This window comes from Thalassotalea marina (assembly GCF_014656435.1).
Taxonomy (GTDB): domain Bacteria; phylum Pseudomonadota; class Gammaproteobacteria; order Enterobacterales; family Alteromonadaceae; genus Thalassotalea_C; species Thalassotalea_C marina.
The window spans coordinates 194886-217463 of the sequence record NZ_BNCK01000009.1 but is presented as its reverse complement, the minus strand read 5'-3'; the positions used below and the strand labels follow the sequence as shown (position 1 = coordinate 217463).

Here is a 22578-nt window from a genome sequence, read left to right as displayed (position 1 = left end):
TATTTTGTAGTGCTCTAGGAAGTGAAACCCTGGTTCAATTGCTGTTCTTGAATGCACAACCAGTTAGATTCAATTTATTGAGGATTCCAGATGGCGAAAGGTTCAAGTATCAACGGCAATGGCGGTAAAAATGGTGGAAATGATAGCTACACAATTACAGGGCGCGGCGAAGTAAGTCGAAAAACACTGGTTCGTGAAGTTAAGGAAGGTAAACATCCAGACACGCACATTTACAAGCGCAATGGTGTGGAGTACGCCCGAAACAATCCAAATCACGACAAGCCTGACAACATCAACGAATAATACTGATAAGAGGTTAAGGGCTGTACTTTGCCCTTAACACTTTAAACCCTGCTCAACCTTCACTGTTCTCATACTCCTCCAAGTCTTCAATGTGCCAAAGCTTGTTTCGTGTATTTCGGTTGATACGAGGTTGAGGCAAGCTGCCATCTTTTATTCTTCGCCAGAGCGTCGTATAGCTAATGTGGTAACGAGCCATAACTTCGTAAGACGTGAGAAAAGGGGTTACTTGGTGCGCTACTGCTGTCATCTGCATTCTCCTGAAAATCAATGTAAAGCTATCATCGCCTGATTCATCACTTGTTGATGGTCAGAAAGATGCATGATTTGTTCAGAAGATCAGCCGTATAAAAACACTGGTATCATTATTCAGTTTACCAAACGTCCAATTTTCGGCGCAAAGCGCCGTAAATTAGCGTGAAGTTAAACCATCATTACGACAAACATCGATATTCACACTCTAGCTTCCAGAAATTCAGCGTAGCGGTATGCTTCGTAAGTGCATTTCGATGGCTTCAATCACTGACTTAGTGAGGGGTAAATGCGCTTTTTCTTTCGCCCATACCTCATGGAAGCCTGCTACAGTTTGCTTTGCGGTATCTAACACCAATTTTTCTGGCAACATGGCTTTAGCCGCTAAGTGTGATAGCTCATCCAGCGTGAAATCGCTGAATCTCTTGCTACGACTCACCTTAAGCGATGCACTATCATCTGGGATATAGGGAATGGTTGAAACAAAGTCATAAGCAGGTGCAATAGACGCTGTGCGCTTATCTTTGTAGATCACAGACCAATTCTTCAAATGCATATCAGCATTACCAATTAGAGTATTGAACACCAATCGGCGAGTAAATTCTGCAATGTCTTCGTCTTGGCCTTCAATACCGATAACCTGAGCAATATTCCGCATACTAGCTTTTTTGTATTTATCTTGAGGATAAACGCCAAACACTTGCGCAAAGTCCTCAATGTGCACAGCTTGACCATCTGCACGGTCAAAACGCTTAATCACAAACGCACTGTCACCAAATTTGCCAATTCCATTTGGGATATTAGCAATTCGATTAATAGGGAGTAGCTGCGTTTCTGGCACGTCCATTCCCAACATTCGAGCCAGTTCCATCATCGAATATTCATTTTCTGGCACAGCTTCAAATCGAGACGACGGCAATTTTACAATCCAAGAACCACCTTGACCGGTTGCTGGGATCGTCAAACCGCCATTTGCCTGCTGCACAGCTGAAAACTTCAATTGCACTCCCGCTAATGAAAAACGCATTGGCCCATCTGTCTTCGTTTCACCTTCTATGTCTTGATGCACATTAGGTGGTAAGGCTTCATCATCCGCAGGCTCAACCGTGATCGCGCCAGCTAAATCCTGCCCCAGTACCCACAATAGAAAAAATTCCCGTGCTGGGTTCACACCAGCACGCTCAGCCAGGTAATTACGCATGGTTTCTTCTGGCAAAAGGTTAGAGAAAAACGGGGTTAACTTAGTTTGGGTAGGTTTGAAGCTAGTCAGCAAGCCACCTAGCGAATCTTTAAAGCCAAGCCCTAACACAGGCCGTGATTCGTCATTAATGTACGAATCCATAAAGGCAAAAATCGTTCTGTCATTGCCCACGTTGGTGATCGTTGCAATGGGTTCACCGTAAAGCAAAACGTTGAGCGTAGAGACATGGTTAGTCATCGTCGTCTTCCTCTAACTGATATGCGGGCGACATTGGCTCACCCTCGTCGCTGATGCCGTTAATACCTTGTCCACTTCGAATGATCGACTTGATGGCAGGTACAGATTTTTTAGGCGCAACCAATAGCTCTAGGTCTAGTACACGGGCAAGTGCAATCAAACTGGATATTCTTAAATCAACACTGCCAGACTCGATTTTCGAAATATGGCTTTGAGGCACCCCCGAACGAGCACTTAACTCTCTCTGGCTAAACCCCTTTCGTACCCGAGCTTCTCGAAGACTTTCTAGTATCTGCTCTGTTACATAGCTCATTTCGATACGCCTTAATGCATCACTTAAGAATAATTATATACAAAAACATATCACAGTAACTCAAATAACACAAATTCGATTAGCCATTACATATCAAAAGTGATGAACTGATACATAATTATATATAAGTAGAAGGAGATTTTTGTCATCGACAAAAGAGCGATACTCTCGCTGATAATCGCGAACTGACGCATCAAACTCCCTAAGTACTTTTGTCGCTCAGACCTTATACAGCAAGGGCTACAGAAGAACTCGCGTCAAATCGCCAGAAGATAAGTGCAACAAAGAGGAAGTTTGTACACAGTTACAGGAAATTTTGTACACACAAGTCGAAAAACAAGTGCAAAATGATGGTGTAAACAGCAACTAAATTTGAAGGTAAGTCTGATATCTCAATTAGAAATAACCGTATTGGTTCGCTTCAAGCATCTTCAAAAACAAACACTAGAGCAAAAATTACACCAACAATAAACTCCCTCATTAAATTTTGTAATTTGGCACAGAAGAAAACATTTACCAAAAAAAAGAGACTCTTTTTAACGGTAGTACTTTTTACGTCAAACCCAGTAACGAAAAGGCCTACAGCCAGGTTTGTGTCATGGAATTTTCGCCAAAGGCCTCTAAAACGGAATTTGTACTCAAGTTTGTACACACTTTCCGAGGTTACGCTTGAACATCATTGAAAAGCAAAGAAACGAGAAAAAGACAAAAAACCTTTAAATTCAGTACGTAGAGATGTGATTGTGGTGTGCAATGAAAGGTGGTTTTAAGCGTTGAAAGGCTGGGCGGCATCAGGGTGCGAGATGATCGCGAAGGTTCTGCGAATATCGACTTCCTGCTGTTGTACAGACATGCAAATTACCCGTTAGATGTTATCAATTGAAAATAGATGAAAAATTACGCGCGGCATTATACCCCAAACCTGCGGCAAGGGCAGCAATAAAAACAGTACAATTTTGTGATGGTAAATAAAAAAGTTTAAGTGAAAGAAAGCGCTAATGCTTAAGGCTTATATCTAGGTTGTTCATTTGTCAGCTTTCCATTGATTGACATAACTTATTACAGGTGTAATCTAAGGGGATGACGAATGGAAAAATTAAGTGATATGGCAGAAATCTCACCAACAGAGTTCGAAATTTTAGATGCGATGTGGCGCGAATATCCAGTAACGGCTAACGATCTTGTTGAACGGTTAAATAAAGATAAACCATGGCATGATAAAACGGTAAAAACGCTGATTAATCGATTAGTTAAAAAACAGGCGATTTCCTTTGAAAAACAAGGAAGAACCTATTTGTATTTTCCACTAGTTAGCCGTGAAGATTATCGACAAAAGGCCAGTAAAAGCTTTATTGAAAGGATCTTTTCTGGCCGACTTTCTCCTTTGGTTGCTGGTTTTGCAAAAAACAACACCTTACAAGCCGAGGACATCGAGCAGTTAAAATCGATCATTGACGATTGGGAAAAAGAACAAAGCGGTAACAAAGGCCAAGATGCTTAGTTTTTCATTATTTAACGAAATATTGACGTATGTCGCCTTTCTTAATCTCGCTATTGTCTTGTTGTTAGCTGTCAGGCGACACGTCATTGCTCATTTAGGCGTAAATGTTATGTACGTGCTGTGGAGCATGTTGCCAATGTCTTTACTCGTCTTCCTATTGCCGGCTCCATGGCAAGAGGTACAGTTGGCTCAACCTATAGAATCTATGGTGATTTCAACCTCAAGCGTCGTTAGGCAATATAGTACAAACAGTTGGTGGCAATTTATTTGGTTGTCTGGAATTTTTATCGGTTTAATGTTTAGTGCAGGGCAACACTATAGGTTGTTATACCGGTTAAACTTAGTTCCTGTGGGCAAACAGGGTTCAGTTTGTTTACAACATCGAGTGAATCATTTGCCAACGTTTTTTAGTGCAAACATCAAATCACCAATACTTATTGGTATCGTGAGCCCAAAACTTGTATTACCGCATAATTTCGAAAAAGCACTGCCTAAACACCATCAACAGATGATCATTGAACATGAGTTATGTCATTTTCAGCGTCGTGATAATCTGTGGAATACTTTAGCCTTTATTCTTGTACTTTGTTTTTGGTTTACTCCTCTTGTTTGGCTAGCCTATCGCTATTTTAGGCGCGATCAGGAGCTAGCCTGTGATGCTCAAGTATTGGCAAACAAAACAGAATTTATGAGGGTTGAATATAGTAAAGCTTTGTTAGCGGTTGCGATTAGTGAGCAACAATTACCGCAAAGTACCCTAGCTTTTAATTTGTACTCGACACAACATCAACTAATCGAAAGAGTGAAACAAATTAAACATAATCAGGTACCAACAAAGATTGCTTTATCTTTAGTTGTACTATCTCTATTAGCTTCGCTAGTGTCATTAAGTTTTATCGGTAAGGTGTATAGTGATCACCGGATCGAACAGGGCTTTAAACTTGCTGTTGTTACCCGTATATCACCAAAATATCCGCTAAACGCTGCGCAGAATCGCGTCGAAGGCTACGTTAAGCTTACTTATGATGTAGACCATGAAGGTTATGTCAGCAGGGTTAAAGTGATTGAAGCAAACCCCAAAAATACCTTTGAGCAAAATGCTGTAAAAGCGCTTGAAAAATGGCGCTTTGAGTCTGTAGGGTTTAAGGTAACCAAACAGATGTTACAAATGGATTTTGTGATGGATTAATGAGAGGAGCTCATCAAAGTTAAGCCAACTTTTTTTGCATTACAATGGCGTCTTCATAGCCTATTTCACTCGGGTAATAACCTGTCCGTCGGGCGATTTCAACAAAACCAGCATTTATATACATCATCAAAGCAGAGATATTTTTAGCTCTAACTTCTAAAAATAACGTGTTCGCGCCAAGTGCTTGAGCCTTTGAAACAAAATCGTTTAATGCCTTTTTGCCTAGTCCTTGACCTTGAAAGTCTGGCGAGATGCAAATATCCATCAAGGTTGCTTCGTCCAATACGATTTCAGCCACATAAAAGCCACAAATTTTATCGTCTAATGTTACATAGTAGGAAAAATAGCGACCACCTATACATGAACGAAAAGTTTTTTCGCTCCACGGGTGGGAGTGGCAAGCATTTTCTATAGGCATCAGCTGACTTACGTCATCTTGTGTGATTGCGGTGAATTTCAATGTCATAACTACACTAATTGATTGGTTATAAATAGCTGATATAAAGCACGTTTGTTTGCTGGTGTTGTTAACTCATTTAACACAGGCGTTGTTAATTGTTGTTGGCTAAAGCTGAAGGTATTTTGCTCGCAGAACTGCCACTGAAAATCGCCTAAATTAATTGTCGCTTGGTCTATTTGCTTAACTGTTGAAGGCTCAATGGATAATACCAGTAATATATCGGTGAAAAGTGTTTGAGTGAGCAGGTCAGCTACATTTATTTGTAGTGAAGATGCCTGCTGGTTGTTAGCCTTTATAGTGTCAATACTTGTGTCAAGTACACGTCGTCGCCAAAGGGAAACGCCCATTTCCTGCAGATAATTGAAATGCTTTTGGCTTTGGATCATATTAACGTGGTTCTACTAACTGACAGTGAATATTCTAAGCAGGTCAGTATAAGGTGACTAGCCTTTTTTGTTAAGTTAATTTCAATTTGTTTTGGTGTTTTGCCTTCATACTTTTTTCGGTAAGTAATACCTCAAAGGTTTCTGCTGGTACAGGTTGGCTAAAGTAAAAACCTTGGTACAGTTCACATTGCATGGCAGCCAGCAACTGCAAGTGTTCTTCATATTCGACACCTTCGGCGACCACTGTAATGCCTAAGGTGTGTGCGAGTGAAATAATGCTAGCGACAATTTCCTGATCCATTTTATTTTTATGCATGCTGGAGATAAAGCTGCGATCTATTTTTAAGCAATCAATAGGGAATTTTTTCAAGTAATTCAGTGACGAATAGCCTGTACCAAAGTCGTCTAACGATAGTTGAAAGCCCAAGCCTTTCAGGTCTCGCATAGTTTTGATACCACGTTGAATATCGCCAAGCAACATACCTTCAGTTATTTCCAGTTTAAAGTTTGAAGCAGCTACCTGATTTTGACTCATTTTTGCCGTCAACATGGTAATGAGCTCTTCGGCATTGAGAAACATTTGTGCAGATAAATTTAATGAAATAACGCCAAAATCATAACCTTGTTTTTTCCATACTGCTGCTTGAGAAAATACTTGAGCAATTACAATTCGATCTATTTGGTCAATAAAGCCAGCCTGTTCAGCAACAGGAATAAAGTTAGCAGGAGAGATGACAGTGCCATCGGGTTCAACCCAACGGATCAGCGCTTCTGCACCGACAATATTTTTGCTTGAAATATCAACTATGGGTTGATAATAAAATTCAAAATATTGATTGTTAATCGCGTTTAATATTTTCTGCTCACGCTCTAATTGCTTGGTTACCGAAGTGTTCATTTTGGGCTCAAAAAAGCGATAACCGATATTGTTGCTGTTGCTGACATCTAACATGGCAATAGCGGCTTTTCTAAGCAATTCGTCACTGGTTTTAGCGTCTTGAGGGTATATGGTAATACCCATATTGGCACTTATATTCAATTGATGGCCATCAATATTAAAAACTTGATCGAAGGTCTCCATGACCTTTTGAGCAACCCTAACCGCACTGCGCCTTGGATCATTTAGCTCACACAAAACACAAAATTCTGCACCACTAAGCCTGGCAATAATATCTTTGCTGAAAAGTTGGCTTTTAAGGCGCTTACTTATTGCAACGATTAACTTGTCGCCGACGCTATGACCTAACGAGTCGTTGATCTTTTTAAAGCCATTCACATTGACCAGCAGCAAGGTTGGCAGCTTTTTCGTATGCTGTGCGGTTAAACAAGACTGAGAAACCAGCTCTTCAAGTAAAGTTCTATTGGCAAGGCCAGTTAGTTCATCATGTGTAGCCAAACGTGACAATTGTTCTTGGGTACGTCGTTTATCTGTTACATCTCGAAATATGCCCAAATAGTGAGTCACGTTAGCATTGTCATCTACAATTGCATCTACTTCTAATTCAATAGGGTAAATCTCATCGTTGCTTCGCTGGTCAAACAATTCACCTTGCCAGCTACCTGCCAGCTTTGTCTGCAATAAAATACGTTCTGCTAGCATCTCGTCCTGACCATTAACCGCGGCAAACGCTAACTTTTTACCAATTACTTGATGGCGGGTTTTGTGGGTATGTTGCACAAAAGCATTGTTAACCGCGACTAACTCAAAGTTGGCATTAACTATCCATACACCATCCGAGGTGTGTCTAAAAGCATGTGACAATAGGGTTAATTGACTTTCATTTTCAATAATAGTTTGGTTAAGTTGTTTTAAATTTTTTGATTCTTTACGTGTGAAATAGCGGCTAATTAACAAGAGTAAAATAATAATAATTGCAGTGCTGGCGATGAGCGTGATCTGGCGTTGCTGCTCCACTTCTAAAATACGAACTTGGTCAATTTCTTGTTGCTTTTTTAACAACTCAATCTGTTTAGTTTTACTTTCTGCCAAAAACTTTTCTTGTAAACTTAACACCGTTGATTTTTGAGCGTTTTTCAACATTTTTTCATTAAGCGCGTGAAACTGTTGAAAATAATCTAATGCCTTGTCAAATTGACCACTGTATTGATACATTTTACTGGTTTCTTTTAAGGCAACTGATTGCAATCTAGATAACTGCATTTGCTCAAAATAAGCTTCTGCTTCTAAATAATGTGGTAGCGCTTGTTCATACTTTTTTTGCTGAGTAAGTAAATTACCCAAACTGATTTTAGCGGTGTTAAGGTTTACTAAATCATCATGCTCAGTCGCTATCTGAATCGCGTTTTCAATAAAGATACGACTTTGTTCATACATGCCAGTAGATTGAATCGTGTCAGCTTTAGCCAGCAGAGCTTTAATTTGATAAAGCGGGTAGTTTTTAATATTTGGGTGGCTTAACAGTTTTCTAAAAGTAGATAATGCATTGTCATATTTTTTTGAATTTTGAAAATAAATACCTTTATTAAGCAGGTTGTTTATTAACATTGCTTCATTATTGAGATTATTGGCGATATCTAACGCCTGATTCGTGTGAAAAATTGCTTGGGGAAAGTTACCTTGAGCCCAACTTATCATCGACAAGTTAGTGTAAATAACGGCCTGTCCTGGCAAGTTTTTCACTTGTTCATATTTGTCCATGGCCAACAAAAGGTACTTATGTGCCGTGGCATATTCAGCGGATAGGAAAAAAGAATTGCCTAACAAGTAATAAAGATAAGCGTGATCTACAACTGATAACACTAAAGCACCGTCGTAAACATTGCTGTGGCGAACCGGTGGTTGTTGTTCAATCTGCTGAAGAAGGTTTTCAGCTTGCAAAATAGCAAGAGGGTGTTTCCCCATTTTACGATTCAAGTTGATTTCAGCCATACTAAGTAAAGCGTCAATGGTTGTTTTATCGTTTTGATTTATCGTTAGCGTTGCTAATTGTTCTTTTAAACTATCGAATCGAATCTTTGCTGACTCTTCCGCAGCAATATTAAGAAGTTGGATATAAATTAGGGCACTAATTTGGGGTGACTGTTGTGGGTCAAGTTCAAATAAAAGTGCTTGCCCTTGTTGCTGCTTTTGAGTGTTAGTTAATGAAGTGTCATCAAAAATATTAAGATATTGTTGATAGGTTTTATCAGATGGTGTCTTTAGGCCAGCTTCAAACGCTGCGCTCAAAGGAGAGAGAGCAGTAAAAACAAACAGCAGTAATAAAGAAGTCACACATTTGCGCATATACAAATCATACTAGCTACCACACATTGTCAGATATGTTTTGTTTAAAACGACAGCAATATATTGTGGCTGATTACATCATGTGATCATTATGCACGTGAAAGAACAACAATTAAAAGTAATATGAAGAATTTTATTGATAAAAATAAAGAGAAGAGAAAATGGCAGGGGTAGAGAGATTCGAACTCCCAACCGTCGGTTTTGGAGACCGCTGTTCTACCAATTGGAACTATACCCCTGCAACGGAGGTGAATTATACTGATGCAAAGACAAAGGTAAAGCGGAATTTTTCATTTTTTTACTGTTTGCTCGATTTAGCGTCATCTTGGCGAGTTATTGTTCGTCTAGGTGGCAAAATCTAAGCTCTTCTGGATAAGGAAATATATCATTGATAATACCTTGTGCCACTTGCTGTTGTATTTGTTGCCAGTATTTGCTGGAAAGCAATTCACTGTGATGAGTTAAAAATGCCGACTTATATTGGGGGTTAGCCAACGCGAAAGTACCAAGTTCTTCTGGAAACACATCCCCGGGCTCGACTGGGTACCAAGGCTCTGATGCGTAACGTTGCTCATCGTTTTGCGGTATGGGTTTATCTTTAAAGCAAACCTGGTTCATGTAGCTGATTTCGTCGTAGTCATAAAAAATAACGCGGCCATGACGGGTAACGCCAAAATTTTTTAACAACATATCGCCAGGGAAAATATTGGCAGCGATCAGTTGTTTTATTGCTTGGCCGTAACCAAACATCGCTTGTTCAATTTGCTGGGCGTTTGCATCAGCTAAGTACAAGTTAAGAGGTGTCATTCTACGTTCAATATAAAGGTGTTCAATTACTACTTGATCGTTTTCTACAGTGACAATGCTCGGTGCCACGTCCCTTAACTCTTGCAACAAAGACTGGCTAAATCGAGCTTTAGGAAAAGCGACTTGGGAATATTCAAGTGTATCGGCCATTCTACCAACTCGGTCGTGAAGTTTAACCAATCGGTACTTTGCTTTTACTTGTTCTTTTGTAATGTTTTTACTAGGGGAAAATTCATCTTTAATAATTTTAAATACGTATGGATAAGAGGGCAGAGTAAACACCGACATCACCATGCCTTTAATACCCTGAGCCAACACAAATTGATCATCACTGCGATTGAGATGGTCAAAAAAATCTCGATAAAATTGTGTCTTACCTTGTTTATGAAAGCCAATAGATGAATATAACTCTGCACGAGTTTTATGCGGCATCATTTGTTGTAAAAAGTCGACAAGGGCTGACGGGTATTGGCAATCAACAAAAAAGTAAGCTCGAGCAAAACCAAAAATAACGGCCATATGTTCTTGTGACGTGATCAATGCATCTATATGTAACCCTGTGGCTAAATCATGGGTTATGGCGACAATAAAAGGAGTTTGTTGGTTTTTGTTAACTAAACGGCCTATAAGATATGCGCCTTTATTTCGATAGAAAACCGAGTCAACTATGTCTAGTGTTAACTGCTCATTGGCGTTCAGGGAAATACCTGACTGCGCAGAGAATTGCTGCATCAACTGCGCTATTTCTCGCTTTAACTTCGGGAACGGGGTGGAAAACCCTGCATTTTCAATAATAGCTAAAATGGTTTTGTAACTTTTGTTAGCTTTTAGCCGATAGCGGGTAAATAGTTGGTTAGCACCTTGGCGTTGCCTTAGTGTTGAATGAAAAAATATAAATTCATTGTTGTAGTAACGACGATGAAACAACTGGCAAAAAACAGAATTATAAAAACTTTCAGCAAGTTCAGCTTGCGGGTGGTCTTGTAAAAAGTTGATGTAAATGCCTTTTACTTCTCGCCATTGCACTTCATCTAATTTGTTAATGGCAAAGTCATGTTTTAATTTTTGTCGTGTTTCTTGTACACGCAGATCGTAATAATCGGTTCTTTCACGAGCTACTTGGTGAACTAAGTGCCAATCACCTTGCTCAAATCTAGACTTTGCTAGGGCGGTTTCCCGGGAAAATATAAATATATGCCGTTCAAAGCTGTTGAGAATACAGCTGGCAATTGCTCTAGCTTGAATATCCATTTTGCCTAGACCTGTTGTACATTTAACATGTTGTTTTACCTCAGCATACGAAATTATAGAAATAATGGTAGCGCAACTTGAAAAATAGCGGTTATCAATACCAGTGATAGTTGCTAGGTGATTCTGTGGGTTTTACTTGATATTCGAGGCCTAGAACTCTAGAATTACGCGGTTTTAATCACCAAAGAGTTGTCCCATTATTGCTATGCGAGTCGCAGATTTTTCTTTTGATCTTCCTGAGCACTTAATTGCTCGTTACCCAAAAGCCGATAGAACGGCTAGTCGCCTTATGGTTATGGATGGCAATTCAGGGCAAATCCAAGATCTCGGTTTTGTTGATGTATTAGATCAATTAAATCCAGGTGACTTGTTAGTCTTTAATAACACACGAGTCATTCCAGCTCGCATGTTCGGTCGTAAAACCTCAGGTGGAAAAATTGAGGTTTTGGTTGAACGTATTTTAGATGATAAGCGTTTTTTAGCTCATGTTCGTTCAAGCAAATCACCAAAACCTGGCGCTGAGTTGATACTTGAAGAAAAGGTATCGGCGACTATGGTAGCAAGGCATGACGCATTGTTTGAAATCGAAATTCATGCGCAAGAAAATTTACTTCATGTACTTGAAGACATTGGCCACATGCCACTGCCGCCTTATATCGACCGTCCAGATGAAGATAGTGATAAAGAAAGATACCAAACGGTATACAGTGAAAAGCCTGGTGCTGTTGCTGCGCCAACAGCAGGGTTGCACTTTGATGATGCGCTACTGGAAAAAATAAAGGCGAAGGGTATTGAGCTTGCGTTTGTTACCTTACATGTAGGTGCAGGTACGTTTCAGCCAGTGCGTGTTGATGAAATTAAAGATCACGTCATGCATGCTGAGTATGTCGAAGTTACTGAAGAAGTTGCTGAGCAAATTAAGCGCACAAAAGCAAATGGCGGGCGAGTGGTTGCGGTTGGCACTACTTCTGTTCGTTCACTAGAAAGTGCAGCTAAAGCGGCGCTTGAACAAGGTGAAATTGTCGCACCATTTTATGGTGATACCAGCATCTTTATCACTCCAGGTTATCAATTTGAATTAATTGATGCTTTGGTGACAAATTTTCATTTATCGGAATCAACACTGCTGATGTTAGTGAGTGCTTTTTCTGGCTATGAACACATTATGCGTGCTTATCAACATGCCGTAGAGCAAGAATATCGATTCTTTAGCTATGGCGACGCCATGTTTTTAACACGAAAAAACCAATAATTTTTAAAACAAGCCGCTAGCCTGTTTCGCTGGTGGGCGAGGAAACCAAATGACAGATACATCTGCTAAAAAAGCAATGCAATATGAATTGCTTGCGAAAGACGGTAAAGCACGCCGTGGACGATTAACTTTTGCACGAGGCACAGTTGAAACACCAGCTTTTATGCCTGTTGGTACTTACGGTACCGTTAAAGGGATGAAAACTGAAGAAATCGAAGAGATCGGTGCTGAAATTATCTTAGGTAACACCTTTCATTTAATGTTGCGCCCTGGTACTGATATTATCGAGCAGCATGGTGATTTACACGACTTTATCAACTGGGATAAGCCAATTCTTACTGATTCAGGCGGCTTTCAAGTTTTCAGTTTAGGTGCGATGCGCAAAATTACTGAAGAAGGCGTGAAATTTAGTTCACCAGTTAATGGTGAAAAAATTATGTTAACGCCGGAGCGCTCAATGGAAGTGCAACGTAAACTTGGCTCTGATATTGTAATGATTTTTGATGAATGTACGCCTTACCCTGCTACTCATCAAGAAGCTAAAGAGTCGATGGAATTATCTCTTCGTTGGGCACAGCGCAGTAAAGATGCTCATCAAGGCAACCCAAATGCTTTGTTTGGTATTGTGCAAGGTGGCATGTATGAAGACTTACGTGAAGTGTCGGTCAATGGGCTAAAAGCAATTGATTTTGACGGTTATGCCATTGGTGGATTATCAGTTGGTGAGCCTAAAGAAGACATGGTGCGCATATTAGATCATACTGCCCCCTTGATCCCTGAAAATAAACCCCGATATCTGATGGGGGTCGGCAAACCAGAAGATCTTGTTGAGGGTGTTCGTCGTGGCATAGATATGTTTGATTGTGTTATGCCAACACGAAACGCGAGAAACGGGCATTTGTTTGTCACCACAGGTGTAGTAAAAATTCGAAATGCAAAAAATAAAACAGATACAGGCCCTCTTGATAAAGACTGTGACTGTTACACCTGTAAAAATTATTCGCGAGCCTACTTGCACCACTTAGACAAATGTAACGAAATTTTGGGTGCTCAATTAAATACCATTCATAACTTAAGGTTTTACCAGCGTGTGATGAAAGGTTTGCGCGATGCAATTGAGCAAGGTAAGTTAGACCAATACGTTGAAGAGTTTTACGCATTACGCGGGTTACCAGTGCCACCATTGGCTGCTGGTAATGAACAAGTTTAATTTTAAATAGATAACAATTAGAAGTAGAGGAAAATATGAGTTTATTCATTGGTACTGCACACGCGGCAGCAGGTCCTGCACAAGCAAGTGGTGGCATGGAAATGGTCATCATGCTTTTGGTTTTTGGTTTAGTGTTTTATTTTATGATTTACCGTCCACAAGCCAAACGTGTTAAAGAGCATAAAAGTTTAATGTCGGCTTTATCTAAAGGTGATGAGGTTCTAACACAGGGTGGTCTTGTTGGTAAAATCGTTAAAGTATCTGATGAGAAAGACTTTATCGTGATTAGCATCGCTGAAAATACAGAAGTAACTGTACAAAAAGGCGCTGTGTCAGCAGTATTGCCAAAAGGAACAATGAAGAACCTATAAGGTTCTTCATTTGCTTTGTCCCTAATAAAAATTAATAGGAACATATTGTGTTAAACCATTCACCATTGTGGAAAAAGCTGATGGTGCTCTTAATCGTAATTGTTGGTGCGTTGTATGCAATGCCCAACCTTTATGGTGAAGACCCAGCAGTACAAATTTCAGGGCTAAGAGGCGCTGAAACAACAACTTCAACATTAGACAACGTAAAGTCACATCTAACAGAGCAACAAATTGAATTCTCAAGTATTGCGTTAGAAAATGGCCAAGTACTTGTGCGTTTTAAAGACACTGAGCAACAATTAAAAGCTCGTGATTCACTAGATAAAGTACTAGGTGGTGACTATTCTGTTGCGCTTAATTTAACGCCTGCCACACCTGAGTGGTTGGATAGCATTGGCGGTGTGCCAATGAAACTTGGTTTAGACTTACGTGGTGGTGTTAGCTTTACCATGGAAGTTAATATGAACGAAGCTGAATTAAAAGCGCAAGAAAGTATGGTAGGTGACTTTCGTTCTGATTTGCGTAACGAAAATATTCGCTATCGTGGTGTTAAAAAAGAAGGTGATGCCGTTGTTATTACTTTTAGAAACGCCGAAGATTTAGATGCAGCAGAGTCTGCATTGAAAAAACGTTACCGCGATTATCTATTTGCTGATGATAGCACACAGTTAACATTAACCGTGTCAATGACAGAGCAAAAACTGAAAGAAATACGTGAATATGCACTTCAACAAAATATTACCATTATTCGTAATCGTGTGAATGAGCTAGGTGTTGCTGAACCATTAGTACAACGCCAAGGTCAAAAGAACATTATTATTGAACTACCAGGTGTTCAGGATACGGCAACAGCTAAAGAAATCCTTAATGCTACAGCAACGATTGAGTTTCGCATGTTAGACAGCGAAAGTGATATCAGTGCTGCGCTTAACGGTCGAGTTCCTGCAAATTCACAGCTGCTATACGATAGAAATGGTCGTCCGTCGCTGGTTAAAAAGCGTGTTATGTTGACCGGTGACCATATTGTTGATGCTGGTTCAAGTTTTGACGAATACTCTCGTCCACAAGTAAACATTACACTTGATTCACCTGGCGCAAGTAAGTGGTCTAACGCTACCAAAATCAATGTTGGTAAGCCGATGGTAACGGTATTTATTGAATACAAGCCAACGGATCGTGTTGACAGTGAAGGAAATACAATTTTTGAAAAGCATGAAGAAATTATTCAGATCGCTACTATTCAAGGGCGTTTGGGTAAAAACTTTAGGATCACTGGCATAGACTCACAAGCCGAAGCAACTAACTTAGCACTATTGCTAAGAGCTGGTGCGTTAATTGCGCCAATTCAAATTGTTGAAGAACGCACGGTTGGACCATCATTAGGTGCAGAAAACGTTGAACTTGGTATGCAAGCGATTATTGGAGGCTTTGCCCTAGTATTTGTCTTCATGTTGTTCTACTACCGCGCGTTTGGTGTAGTAGCCAATTTGGCATTAACTGCCAACTTAGTGTTAATTGTTGGTGTTATGTCACTTATTCCTGGTGCAACGCTAACTTTACCTGGTATGGCAGGTATCGTACTAACTGTTGGTATGGCTGTTGATGCAAACGTACTGATCTTTGAACGTATCCGCGAGGAATTACGTGAAGGTAAGTCAGTACAGCAAGCTATACATCAAGGTTATGATGCTGCATTTTCTACCATTCTAGATGCAAACATTACGACCTTAATTGCCGCGATAATTTTATATGCTGTTGGTACTGGACCTATCAAAGGTTTTGCTATCACGCTTTCGATCGGTATCATCACTTCAATGTTTACCGCAATTATCGGTACGCGTACTGTTGTGAACAGTGTTTGGGGCGGAAAACGTCTCAACAAACTTTCAATTTAGGAGTGTAGATAATGCAATTATTAAAGTTGAAAGAAACTGTTGATTTTATGCGCTTACGCAAAGTTGCAATGATATTTAGTATCTTGATGATGCTTGCAGCTATTGCGTCTTTGAGCATTAATAAACTTAACTTTGGTTTAGATTTTACTGGTGGTACCTTAATTGAAGTTGGTTTTGAAGAAGCTGCAAGCTTAGATGCTATTCGAGAAATCATGGATAACAATGGCTTTGAAGGCGCCGTAGTACAACACTACGGAAGCTCAAAAGACGTTGTTATTCGTTTAGCAACTCAAGAAGACATTAAAGCTGAGATGTTAGGCAATCAAGTACTAACGGTTTTAAAACAAGGCACTGGTCAAGAGCTAAACATGCGACGTATAGAGTTTGTTGGCTCAAGCGTTGGTGATGAACTGACAGAGCAAGGTGGCTTAGCAATGCTTACTGCATTGATCTGTATTTTGGTTTATGTTGCTTTTCGTTTTGAATGGCGATTCGCCTTAGGCTCTGTGTTTGCTTTATTCCACGACGTATTATTAACCTTAGGTTTATTCTCTGTTCTAGGTTTAGAATTTGATTTAACCGTATTGGCGGCAATACTTGCGGTAATTGGTTATTCACTTAATGACACTATTGTTGTTTCTGACCGTATTAGAGAAAACTTCAGGAAAGTACGTGAAGGTGGTCCAGCTGAAATCATTAATATTTCTTTGACCCAAACTCTAAGTCGTACATTTATCACGTCGATAACGACATTATTAGTATTGTTTGCCTTGTTCTTCCAAGGTGGTGCACTAATTCACGGTTTTGCTACTGCACTATTGTTTGGTGTCTTTATCGGTACTTATTCATCAATTTATGTCGCCAGTTCAATCGCTTTAGTATTAGGTATCTCTCGAGAAGACTTAATACCAGAAGTGGTAGAGAAAGAGGGCGAAGATCAAGAAATGATGATGCCTTAATCTGAACTAATTTTTTAAGTTCACTCTAAAAGACCAAGTATTTTAACTTGGTCTTTTTTTTTACCTTTTTTATTTAAATGCAAATGAATATTATTTATCTGGTCTTAAGTGTTTGTATTTTATGTAGTTAAAAATCACTAAATGAAATTAAATTACACAATAATCCAGTTTTATTATTGGTTTAACTTGTTTGTACGTGTATTTATGTAATTAAATTACAAAAATATGTTGAATTATTAAATTTGATTAGTATAATTACTCTAGTTTTGATGACTTTCCTTTATTCACTAAATTTGGAGTAGATATGAAAAAGTTAGCGCTTGGTATCTCTTTATTAGTTATGTCGCAAGGAGCTTTTGCTTTAAGCGAAAATGCAAAATTTGTTGCTGTTGACAGTAGTTTAGAATCTAGTTTCTGCGTTGTAGCAGCAACACAAGGTTATGATGCTGCTAAGGCTGCAGCAAAGTCAGTAGATGGTTACAAAGCTAACCTTTTGCACTTAACTAGTTGTAATGGTGTCTCGATCCGAGAATTCGCAAATTCGGCCAAAACGATTGTTAGCAAGTCAATCAAGGTTGTACCTGCTGATATGAGTGATGAGTCAAAAATGTGTGCTTTAGCAGCGCAACAAGGAGCTAAAGCAGTATTAAAGCAGTTTAGTTCCAAAGCAAGCGGTGTTGTTTGCAATGGTTTATCGTTAACGGCTTTCGCCAAACAAAATTCTAGTATGTAATCGTCAAAACTAACTCACGTTTTTTATACCACGCCAATTGGCGTGGTTTTTTTTATAACTAATTTATTCGCAAAGAGTTTTTGAAATACACTTGTAAAGTGTACGTTTTACCTTACGTTAATCGATAAAGTATTTACTCTAATTGGTTGGTTTTTGATCGTTTTTTCGCGTAGGATCCGCGCCGAAAATTTTACAGAGGCATCATATTGGAGTAGTTATGAAAAAGTCTTTAGTAAGCACACTATTAATAGCAACATCTTTTACTGCGTTAGCGCACAGTGATAATGCTGATTTTTATGCTGCAGATACCAATCCCGAAACTGAAATCTGCTTAGCGGCTGCCACTTCAGGTTTAAAAGCGGCTAAACTAAAAGCAAAACAGTTTGGTCCAAAGTACACATATAATTTAGAGCAAACTTATTGTAATGGTATGAGTATCAAGTCGTTTGCATTTAAGGCAAATACAAAATCTAAACAGCCGTCTACTACTGTATATGCAACAGATGATTCATATGAATCAATGTTATGTGCAAATGTTGCAAACAATGGTTTGTCACAAATGCAAAAGCATGCACGCTACTCTCTAAATAACGTGCAATGCAATGGTAAATCGTTAAGATCTTTTGCTAAAGAAAACGGTTAATGCAAAGGTAAGCAATGGACAGCAATTGTTCATTGCTTACGTACTAGAAACTAACTGATAATCAAAAGTTTTGATTAGTCTCCCATCAATGAAAACTTCCATTTTGTAATCACCAACGACATCTTTATTTTCGGTTTTCAAAAATATCGCCGCTTTGTGTTTCATATTGATGGATTTACCAATCACTTTTATCACTTTGTTATCTTTCGTTGGGATGGTGTGAACCGAGTCTAGTGTTAGTATCTCGTCTGTTTCACTAGTGACTAACAAGCCATACATGACGTTGGCACCTTTTAATACTACTGGAATTTTTTCTGTGTGTTCAAAGCCAATCGCTTCTTGAAGCTCATTGAAAATAACACGACCAAACTCAAACTTCAGTTTATCGTCTTCAAAGGCTTGCACGGATAAGCTTAGTAGGGTTAAGCAGAACAATAGATACTTCATGAGCATGCTCCTATTTTGGATTTTCGTGTAAACATTAAATAGATTAAGCCAAACAGCATAATACCTAGTGCTGGTGGTTCTGGAACGGGTGTGGCTAAAAGGTTACCTTCTGGCGTTGTGCCTTGGATTTCGGCAACAAGTTTAGTTTCGATAGCAGCTTGGAAGTCATCGAAAGTCGCAGGTGCCAGCAAAAAGGCATTATCACCACCTACAACTTCGTTTGCGTATTCGTCTATTACCGCTTGATCTGTAGTGATGACAATACCGTTAATTGTATCAACACCTGCGGCTAGGGCTTCATCTCTTGCATCAGCAACAGAACTCCCCTGATTGAGTATTCCATCACCAGATACATCTATTACTTGTTTAGTCCCGTCAAAATCATTGGTGGAAAATTCTGGGTAGGCAAATGAGACAGCACTGCCTGTAGCCGTCCAGCCTGAAAAGGGACGAGTAAGTGAGTCAATTAAACTGGCAAAATCATCTGCGCTTTGTGCACTATCAATAAGTGCCCAATCAATCATGATTGCTTGCTGATCTGCGCCAGACCACATAATTAGCTGTACTGCGATTTTGCCATATTCCCCAGCTAAAATTGCATCTTGTACAGCATCACTTTCAAATGCCGCTTTGTAACCTTGCATTTGTAAGTCATATTCTTGAGCATCAACACTGCCTGATATGTCAATTAAAAGCTGTAGTTCAACGTCTACTTGTTCAACAGCATGTCCCGACAAAGAAACAATTAACAAGGCTAGTGCTAATAATTTTCGGGGTTTTAACATAATAAGCTCCGTAATTCGGTGTCATAAGCAGTGTTGCAAAATGTGAGCCTTAGTTAACTAATTGAATTTAATTGTTTATTTTATTTGGTCTTTTGTTTTTTAGGCAAAATGCAATAAGTTCTACGTTTTTGCATTGCATTTTGCAAAAATATTTGAGGCTTATGCTGGCTAGAATTAGTAAAGCTATTGAATTATATCGTTAAAAATAATTGGGCTTAACTTTGCATTGGATATTCTGAAGTTTCAGGTTGGAGGTATTAGCGATGGCTTCTTCATACAGTGCATACAGAAAAGACAGATATTATCACGGTTCTTCTAAACGTAAGGGCAACATCTATTTTATGGTGTCGCTTACCTTGTTACTTATTACAATTGCCGCATCAGGCTTTTTGATTCATAGCCAAAAGAAATCTCATGATTCAGCAGTAGAAGCGCAAGAGAAAAAGATTGAAGCGTTTGAAACTGAGCTTTCGTGGCTTAGAGCGATAAACCCTTATCAAGGCTCTTATGAAAAAATCGAAGAGCTCGCTGTAAAAAACAATAACCTGTTTCCAGGCTGGGTAACACGTGTTTACCCAGTGCCAGAGCACCCTAATCTTATGCAATTAGAGCAAGACGTTGGTACCTTTGTATTAAATGAAACTAAGTTTTCGCTTGCTAGCCATAAGCGTTATGGTATAACCGAACAAAATAAAAGTATGTATTTGCTTAATGGCTTGTTACCCAGTATGAAAAAGGGCCGTCATCAAATAGCGGTTAAGTTTACTGTAAGCAAACATGCCGATATTAAAAATGAGCGTGGAGTGCGTAAAATGGGGAGCTGTTATTCAAAGTTTTACGTTAATCAAAAACGAGTGATCGACAAGCGCATTAATCTTGTAGGCGACGACAATGGTGACGCGTTACATATTGGTGAAGTAAATTTAGAACTTGGTGTTTACCCTGTTAGTGGCATGATTTATTGCGATAAAAAATCTGACTACAACGACGATGAAATAGATATTTCAATTATGTTTCGTGAACCAAGTGAGCAGGTGTTATCTGCAAGTCGATACAACGTGTTTCATGTCTACAAACCTGATCGCAGGGTAAATAGTTTATAAAATCCATAAGCAAAAATCGCTAAGTTAAAGGCATCATAATAGAAAATGTGGTGCCTTTGTTTTTTGTTGAAACTACTTCTACCACAGCATTATGTGCGGTTAATATGGCATAAGTTATGGATAATCCGAGCCCTGTACCTTCATTTTCTGCCTTTGTAGTAAAAAACGGCTCAAAGATCCTTGCCAGTACTTTTTCTTCCATACCAATGCCTTGGTCACTAATTTTTATTTGTAAGTTACCCTCTATTACTAGGGTTGAAATTGATACATTTCCGCCTTCAGGCATAGCGTGTGCAGCATTAATTAAAAAGTTAGTAAACACCTGTTGTAATTGGCCTTTGTTACCGGAAACCAACGCGCCTTGGTGGTTAAAATCAAGTTGAACTTGGTGTTTATATTTCAGTTCATTATGGGTGATAGCAACGGCGGCTTCGATGGGATAACTGATATCCAAGGGGGATAAATTTTCGTCATTTTTACGTGAGAAACTATTAAGGCCACTGACTATATTTGATATACGTTTAGTGGCGTCGACACACGCAAACAATAGATCAGGTAAATCATCCAATACGTATGAAATTTTACTGTTTTGCTGTACAAAAGGAGCCACGCCTTGGTGGGTAGCAAACGTTTCAATTTCATCGACATAAGTATTTAACGTTTCTAAATTACTGGCGAGATAACTTAAAGGGTTATTGATTTCGTGTGCTACACCTGCGGAAAGCGTGCCTAGTGACGCCATTTTTTCTGCATGAACGAGTTGTTTTTGTGTAGAGCGCAGTGTTTTTACGGTGCTTTTTAGTTTTTGGTAATTGAGCGAAAGTTCTGCATCTGTCAGACGTTTTGAAATGATTGTGGCAAACTGATTGGCAGCAATTTGTAACGTGTCTTTAAAATCATCACTGTAACAATAGTGTTCAATGACTAGAACAATGCCCACTTGGTAGCGTTCTTTAATTGAAAAATTGATAACTAGCGTCGGTTCTCCACGATAATGGGCAAGTTGCTTTGCACTTGCTGTAAATTCTTGCCGTTGCCATTTGTTTAACTCTTTTGCTCTGGGTAACTCCTGTAGCTCGTCATCACTCAGTTGTATTGCCTGCCAATCGGGCATGCCATGCGCTTGATATTTTAACTCTTGAATTTGGCCATTGATTCGCTTGTAAATTAAACAGCTTGCTTGGGAAAATAACTCTTTAATATTGGAGGCAAAATAATGAGTTATTTCGTTTAACGATTTATCATCAATATTGTTTTTTGATAAAAAAGTTAAAAACTGCAACTGCACTTCACGAACACGAGCATGTTCATAGGAGGAAAGTAGATCTTTATTTATCTCAAATTGCTCTGCGTTAAATGCTTCAATTTTATGCTCAAGCTGTTGCCTTGCTTTTTTTTCTCGCTCTAAAGCTTTAGACAATAACGCGATTTGTTGTTCTAGTTCTGCTGACACAACTCTACCTTAATGATGCAATCTTTATCCCCTTGGTGTTGGCAACTCGTCTGTGTAACGTCAACGGGTGTGTTGAACGTTTGTGCTGCGCCTAATATTAAGCCTTCAGCAAAAAAGCAAAGCTTTCGCTGAGAAACATATCTTAGCAAGATAGTTTTATCATCAGGTGAGTCATAAAACAAAGCAGGCGTATAAGCTTGAGGGTCGGTTTTTTTTACCTGAACGTGGATAACCTTATCAACGGAACGTAAAAAGTCGAACAATGTTTGATCCGCAGGGGCAGGCGGAATTTTGCGGTAAAGTATATCAAAAAAATAATAGCCAAAATCTCTTAACGCCTCAGGTAATTCAATGTGTTGTGCCTGACAAAGAAGAGTTATCAAGGTGACCAGTTCATTGTCGTCATAAAAGTCTGATGCGAGATAAATTCCCGCGGTAGTGAAATTACTTTTGTCGAGAAGTTGTTGCCATTGTGATAAACCGAATCGTTCGGTGACAAATTGTTCAAATCCGTTAAATACAGCTCCTTTCACAATTTTTCCTACTCTCATCTATACTTTGTAAAGAGTATAGACCTTGATAAGTC

General features: G+C 39.2%; 22 protein-coding genes and 1 tRNA gene. 11 read left to right on the top strand and 12 right to left on the bottom strand.

From position 1 onward, the window contains the following. Positions 1–90 precede the first annotated feature (90 nt). Positions 91–303, top strand: coding sequence for a hypothetical protein (locus tag IE199_RS18325; RefSeq protein ID WP_040132767.1), 213 nt, complete (start codon positions 91–93; stop codon positions 301–303). A 52-nt stretch (positions 304–355) separates the two neighbouring features. Here IE199_RS18325 and IE199_RS18320 read toward each other — a convergent pair whose 3' ends face one another. The 3 genes from IE199_RS18320 to IE199_RS18310 form a co-directional block, all read right to left on the bottom strand. After that, a complete protein-coding gene (locus IE199_RS18320) occupies positions 356–550 on the bottom strand; it encodes a helix-turn-helix transcriptional regulator (protein WP_039995236.1) in 195 nt (64 codons plus the stop codon). 225 nt (positions 551–775) lie between these two features. After that, entirely contained in the window at positions 776–1990 is a 1215-nt protein-coding gene (locus IE199_RS18315) for a type II toxin-antitoxin system HipA family toxin (RefSeq protein ID WP_189773563.1), read from the bottom strand. Further along, positions 1983–2303, bottom strand: coding sequence for a helix-turn-helix domain-containing protein (locus IE199_RS18310; RefSeq protein ID WP_000122829.1), 321 nt, complete (start codon positions 2301–2303; stop codon positions 1983–1985). The genes IE199_RS18315 and IE199_RS18310 overlap by 8 nt, the downstream gene beginning before the upstream one ends. A gap of 1105 nt (positions 2304–3408) precedes the next feature. Here IE199_RS18310 and IE199_RS18305 point away from each other — a divergent pair. Together IE199_RS18305 and IE199_RS18300 are read left to right on the top strand one after the other, a co-directional pair. Further along, on the top strand, positions 3409–3804 hold the full coding sequence (locus IE199_RS18305; RefSeq protein WP_189773603.1) for a BlaI/MecI/CopY family transcriptional regulator: 396 nt from the start codon (positions 3409–3411) through the stop codon (positions 3802–3804). Next, positions 3797–4993, top strand: coding sequence for a M56 family metallopeptidase (locus IE199_RS18300; RefSeq protein WP_189773561.1), 1197 nt, complete (start codon positions 3797–3799; stop codon positions 4991–4993). The genes IE199_RS18305 and IE199_RS18300 overlap by 8 nt, the downstream gene beginning before the upstream one ends. A gap of 19 nt (positions 4994–5012) precedes the next feature. Here IE199_RS18300 and rimI read toward each other — a convergent pair whose 3' ends face one another. The 5 genes from rimI to aceK form a co-directional block, all read right to left on the bottom strand. Next, positions 5013–5459, bottom strand: coding sequence for a ribosomal protein S18-alanine N-acetyltransferase (gene rimI, locus IE199_RS18295; RefSeq protein WP_189773559.1), 447 nt, complete (start codon positions 5457–5459; stop codon positions 5013–5015). Positions 5460–5461: 2 nt separating this feature from the next. Next, complete coding sequence (locus tag IE199_RS18290) at positions 5462–5839, bottom strand: DNA polymerase III subunit psi (protein ID WP_189773557.1); 378 nt, start codon at positions 5837–5839, stop codon at positions 5462–5464. A gap of 70 nt (positions 5840–5909) precedes the next feature. Then, positions 5910–9071 (bottom strand): EAL domain-containing protein, encoded by a 3162-nt coding sequence (locus tag IE199_RS18285; protein WP_189773555.1) that lies wholly within the window; start codon positions 9069–9071, stop codon positions 5910–5912. Between the two features lie 174 nt (positions 9072–9245). Continuing rightward, positions 9246–9322: transfer RNA gene (locus tag IE199_RS18280), tRNA-Trp, on the bottom strand. Positions 9323–9416: 94 nt separating this feature from the next. Further along, the gene (gene aceK / locus IE199_RS18275; protein WP_229854822.1) at positions 9417–11141 is read right to left on the bottom strand and encodes a bifunctional isocitrate dehydrogenase kinase/phosphatase; all 1725 of its coding nucleotides are present in this window, start codon (positions 11139–11141) and stop codon (positions 9417–9419) included. Between the two features lie 205 nt (positions 11142–11346). On the opposite strand from aceK, the gene queA reads away from it, so the two are divergent. The 7 genes from queA (at position 11347) to IE199_RS18240 (ending at position 18204) form a co-directional block, all read left to right on the top strand. Then, the gene (gene queA / locus IE199_RS18270) at positions 11347–12393 is read left to right on the top strand and encodes a tRNA preQ1(34) S-adenosylmethionine ribosyltransferase-isomerase QueA (protein ID WP_189773553.1); all 1047 of its coding nucleotides are present in this window, start codon (positions 11347–11349) and stop codon (positions 12391–12393) included. Between the two features lie 76 nt (positions 12394–12469). Beyond that, a complete protein-coding gene (gene tgt / locus IE199_RS18265; protein WP_189773598.1) occupies positions 12470–13603 on the top strand; it encodes a tRNA guanosine(34) transglycosylase Tgt in 1134 nt (377 codons plus the stop codon). A gap of 35 nt (positions 13604–13638) precedes the next feature. Further along, positions 13639–13974: a preprotein translocase subunit YajC gene (gene yajC / locus IE199_RS18260; protein ID WP_189773551.1), complete on the top strand. Its 336-nt coding sequence runs from the start codon at positions 13639–13641 to the stop codon at positions 13972–13974. Between the two features lie 47 nt (positions 13975–14021). Next, positions 14022–15869, top strand: coding sequence for a protein translocase subunit SecD (gene secD / locus IE199_RS18255; RefSeq protein WP_189773549.1), 1848 nt, complete (start codon positions 14022–14024; stop codon positions 15867–15869). Positions 15870–15880: 11 nt separating this feature from the next. Continuing rightward, a complete protein-coding gene (gene secF / locus IE199_RS18250; protein WP_189773547.1) occupies positions 15881–16828 on the top strand; it encodes a protein translocase subunit SecF in 948 nt (315 codons plus the stop codon). A gap of 304 nt (positions 16829–17132) precedes the next feature. Continuing rightward, positions 17133–17561 (top strand): hypothetical protein, encoded by a 429-nt coding sequence (locus IE199_RS18245; RefSeq protein ID WP_189773545.1) that lies wholly within the window; start codon positions 17133–17135, stop codon positions 17559–17561. Positions 17562–17778: 217 nt separating this feature from the next. Beyond that, positions 17779–18204 carry a hypothetical protein gene (locus IE199_RS18240; RefSeq protein WP_189773543.1) on the top strand — a complete coding sequence of 142 codons (426 nt, stop codon included), beginning with the start codon at positions 17779–17781 and terminating at the stop codon, positions 18202–18204. Between the two features lie 36 nt (positions 18205–18240). Here the strand turns inward: IE199_RS18240 and IE199_RS18235 are convergent, their stop codons facing one another. Next, a complete protein-coding gene (locus tag IE199_RS18235; protein ID WP_189773541.1) occupies positions 18241–18651 on the bottom strand; it encodes a hypothetical protein in 411 nt (136 codons plus the stop codon). Next, a complete protein-coding gene (locus IE199_RS18230) occupies positions 18648–19436 on the bottom strand; it encodes a DUF1194 domain-containing protein (RefSeq protein WP_189773539.1) in 789 nt (262 codons plus the stop codon). Before IE199_RS18230 ends, IE199_RS18235 begins: the two co-directional genes overlap by 4 nt. Before the next feature lie 263 nt (positions 19437–19699). On the opposite strand from IE199_RS18230, the gene IE199_RS18225 reads away from it, so the two are divergent. Continuing rightward, the gene (locus IE199_RS18225; RefSeq protein ID WP_189773537.1) at positions 19700–20539 is read left to right on the top strand and encodes a hypothetical protein; all 840 of its coding nucleotides are present in this window, start codon (positions 19700–19702) and stop codon (positions 20537–20539) included. A 19-nt stretch (positions 20540–20558) separates the two neighbouring features. Here IE199_RS18225 and IE199_RS18220 read toward each other — a convergent pair whose 3' ends face one another. Together IE199_RS18220 and IE199_RS18215 are read right to left on the bottom strand one after the other, a co-directional pair. Beyond that, on the bottom strand, positions 20559–21992 hold the full coding sequence (locus IE199_RS18220) for a sensor histidine kinase (protein ID WP_189773534.1): 1434 nt from the start codon (positions 21990–21992) through the stop codon (positions 20559–20561). After that, positions 21977–22525: a heme NO-binding domain-containing protein gene (locus IE199_RS18215; RefSeq protein ID WP_189773532.1), complete on the bottom strand. Its 549-nt coding sequence runs from the start codon at positions 22523–22525 to the stop codon at positions 21977–21979. Before IE199_RS18215 ends, IE199_RS18220 begins: the two co-directional genes overlap by 16 nt. Positions 22526–22578 lie beyond the last annotated feature (53 nt).

What these genes read in the sequence shown, in the direction of transcription:
- secF (WP_189773547.1), top strand. Translation starts at nt 15,881, where the DNA reads ATGCAATTATTAAAGTTGAAAGAAACTGTTGATTTTATGCGCTTACGC.
- IE199_RS18230 (WP_189773539.1), bottom strand. Translation starts at nt 19,436, where the DNA reads ATGTTAAAACCCCGAAAATTATTAGCACTAGCCTTGTTAATTGTTTCT.
- IE199_RS18320 (WP_039995236.1), bottom strand. Translation starts at nt 550, where the DNA reads ATGACAGCAGTAGCGCACCAAGTAACCCCTTTTCTCACGTCTTACGAA.
- yajC (WP_189773551.1), top strand. Translation starts at nt 13,639, where the DNA reads ATGAGTTTATTCATTGGTACTGCACACGCGGCAGCAGGTCCTGCACAA.
- aceK (WP_229854822.1), bottom strand. Translation starts at nt 11,141, where the DNA reads ATGGATATTCAAGCTAGAGCAATTGCCAGCTGTATTCTCAACAGCTTT.
- IE199_RS18290 (WP_189773557.1), bottom strand. Translation starts at nt 5,839, where the DNA reads ATGATCCAAAGCCAAAAGCATTTCAATTATCTGCAGGAAATGGGCGTT.
- IE199_RS18300 (WP_189773561.1), top strand. Translation starts at nt 3,797, where the DNA reads ATGCTTAGTTTTTCATTATTTAACGAAATATTGACGTATGTCGCCTTT.
- tgt (WP_189773598.1), top strand. Translation starts at nt 12,470, where the DNA reads ATGCAATATGAATTGCTTGCGAAAGACGGTAAAGCACGCCGTGGACGA.
- queA (WP_189773553.1), top strand. Translation starts at nt 11,347, where the DNA reads ATGCGAGTCGCAGATTTTTCTTTTGATCTTCCTGAGCACTTAATTGCT.
- IE199_RS18305 (WP_189773603.1), top strand. Translation starts at nt 3,409, where the DNA reads ATGGCAGAAATCTCACCAACAGAGTTCGAAATTTTAGATGCGATGTGG.
- IE199_RS18310 (WP_000122829.1), bottom strand. Translation starts at nt 2,303, where the DNA reads ATGAGCTATGTAACAGAGCAGATACTAGAAAGTCTTCGAGAAGCTCGG.
- IE199_RS18315 (WP_189773563.1), bottom strand. Translation starts at nt 1,990, where the DNA reads ATGACTAACCATGTCTCTACGCTCAACGTTTTGCTTTACGGTGAACCC.
- IE199_RS18240 (WP_189773543.1), top strand. Translation starts at nt 17,779, where the DNA reads ATGAAAAAGTCTTTAGTAAGCACACTATTAATAGCAACATCTTTTACT.
- IE199_RS18245 (WP_189773545.1), top strand. Translation starts at nt 17,133, where the DNA reads ATGAAAAAGTTAGCGCTTGGTATCTCTTTATTAGTTATGTCGCAAGGA.
- rimI (WP_189773559.1), bottom strand. Translation starts at nt 5,459, where the DNA reads ATGACATTGAAATTCACCGCAATCACACAAGATGACGTAAGTCAGCTG.
- IE199_RS18225 (WP_189773537.1), top strand. Translation starts at nt 19,700, where the DNA reads ATGGCTTCTTCATACAGTGCATACAGAAAAGACAGATATTATCACGGT.
- IE199_RS18325 (WP_040132767.1), top strand. Translation starts at nt 91, where the DNA reads ATGGCGAAAGGTTCAAGTATCAACGGCAATGGCGGTAAAAATGGTGGA.
- IE199_RS18235 (WP_189773541.1), bottom strand. Translation starts at nt 18,651, where the DNA reads ATGAAGTATCTATTGTTCTGCTTAACCCTACTAAGCTTATCCGTGCAA.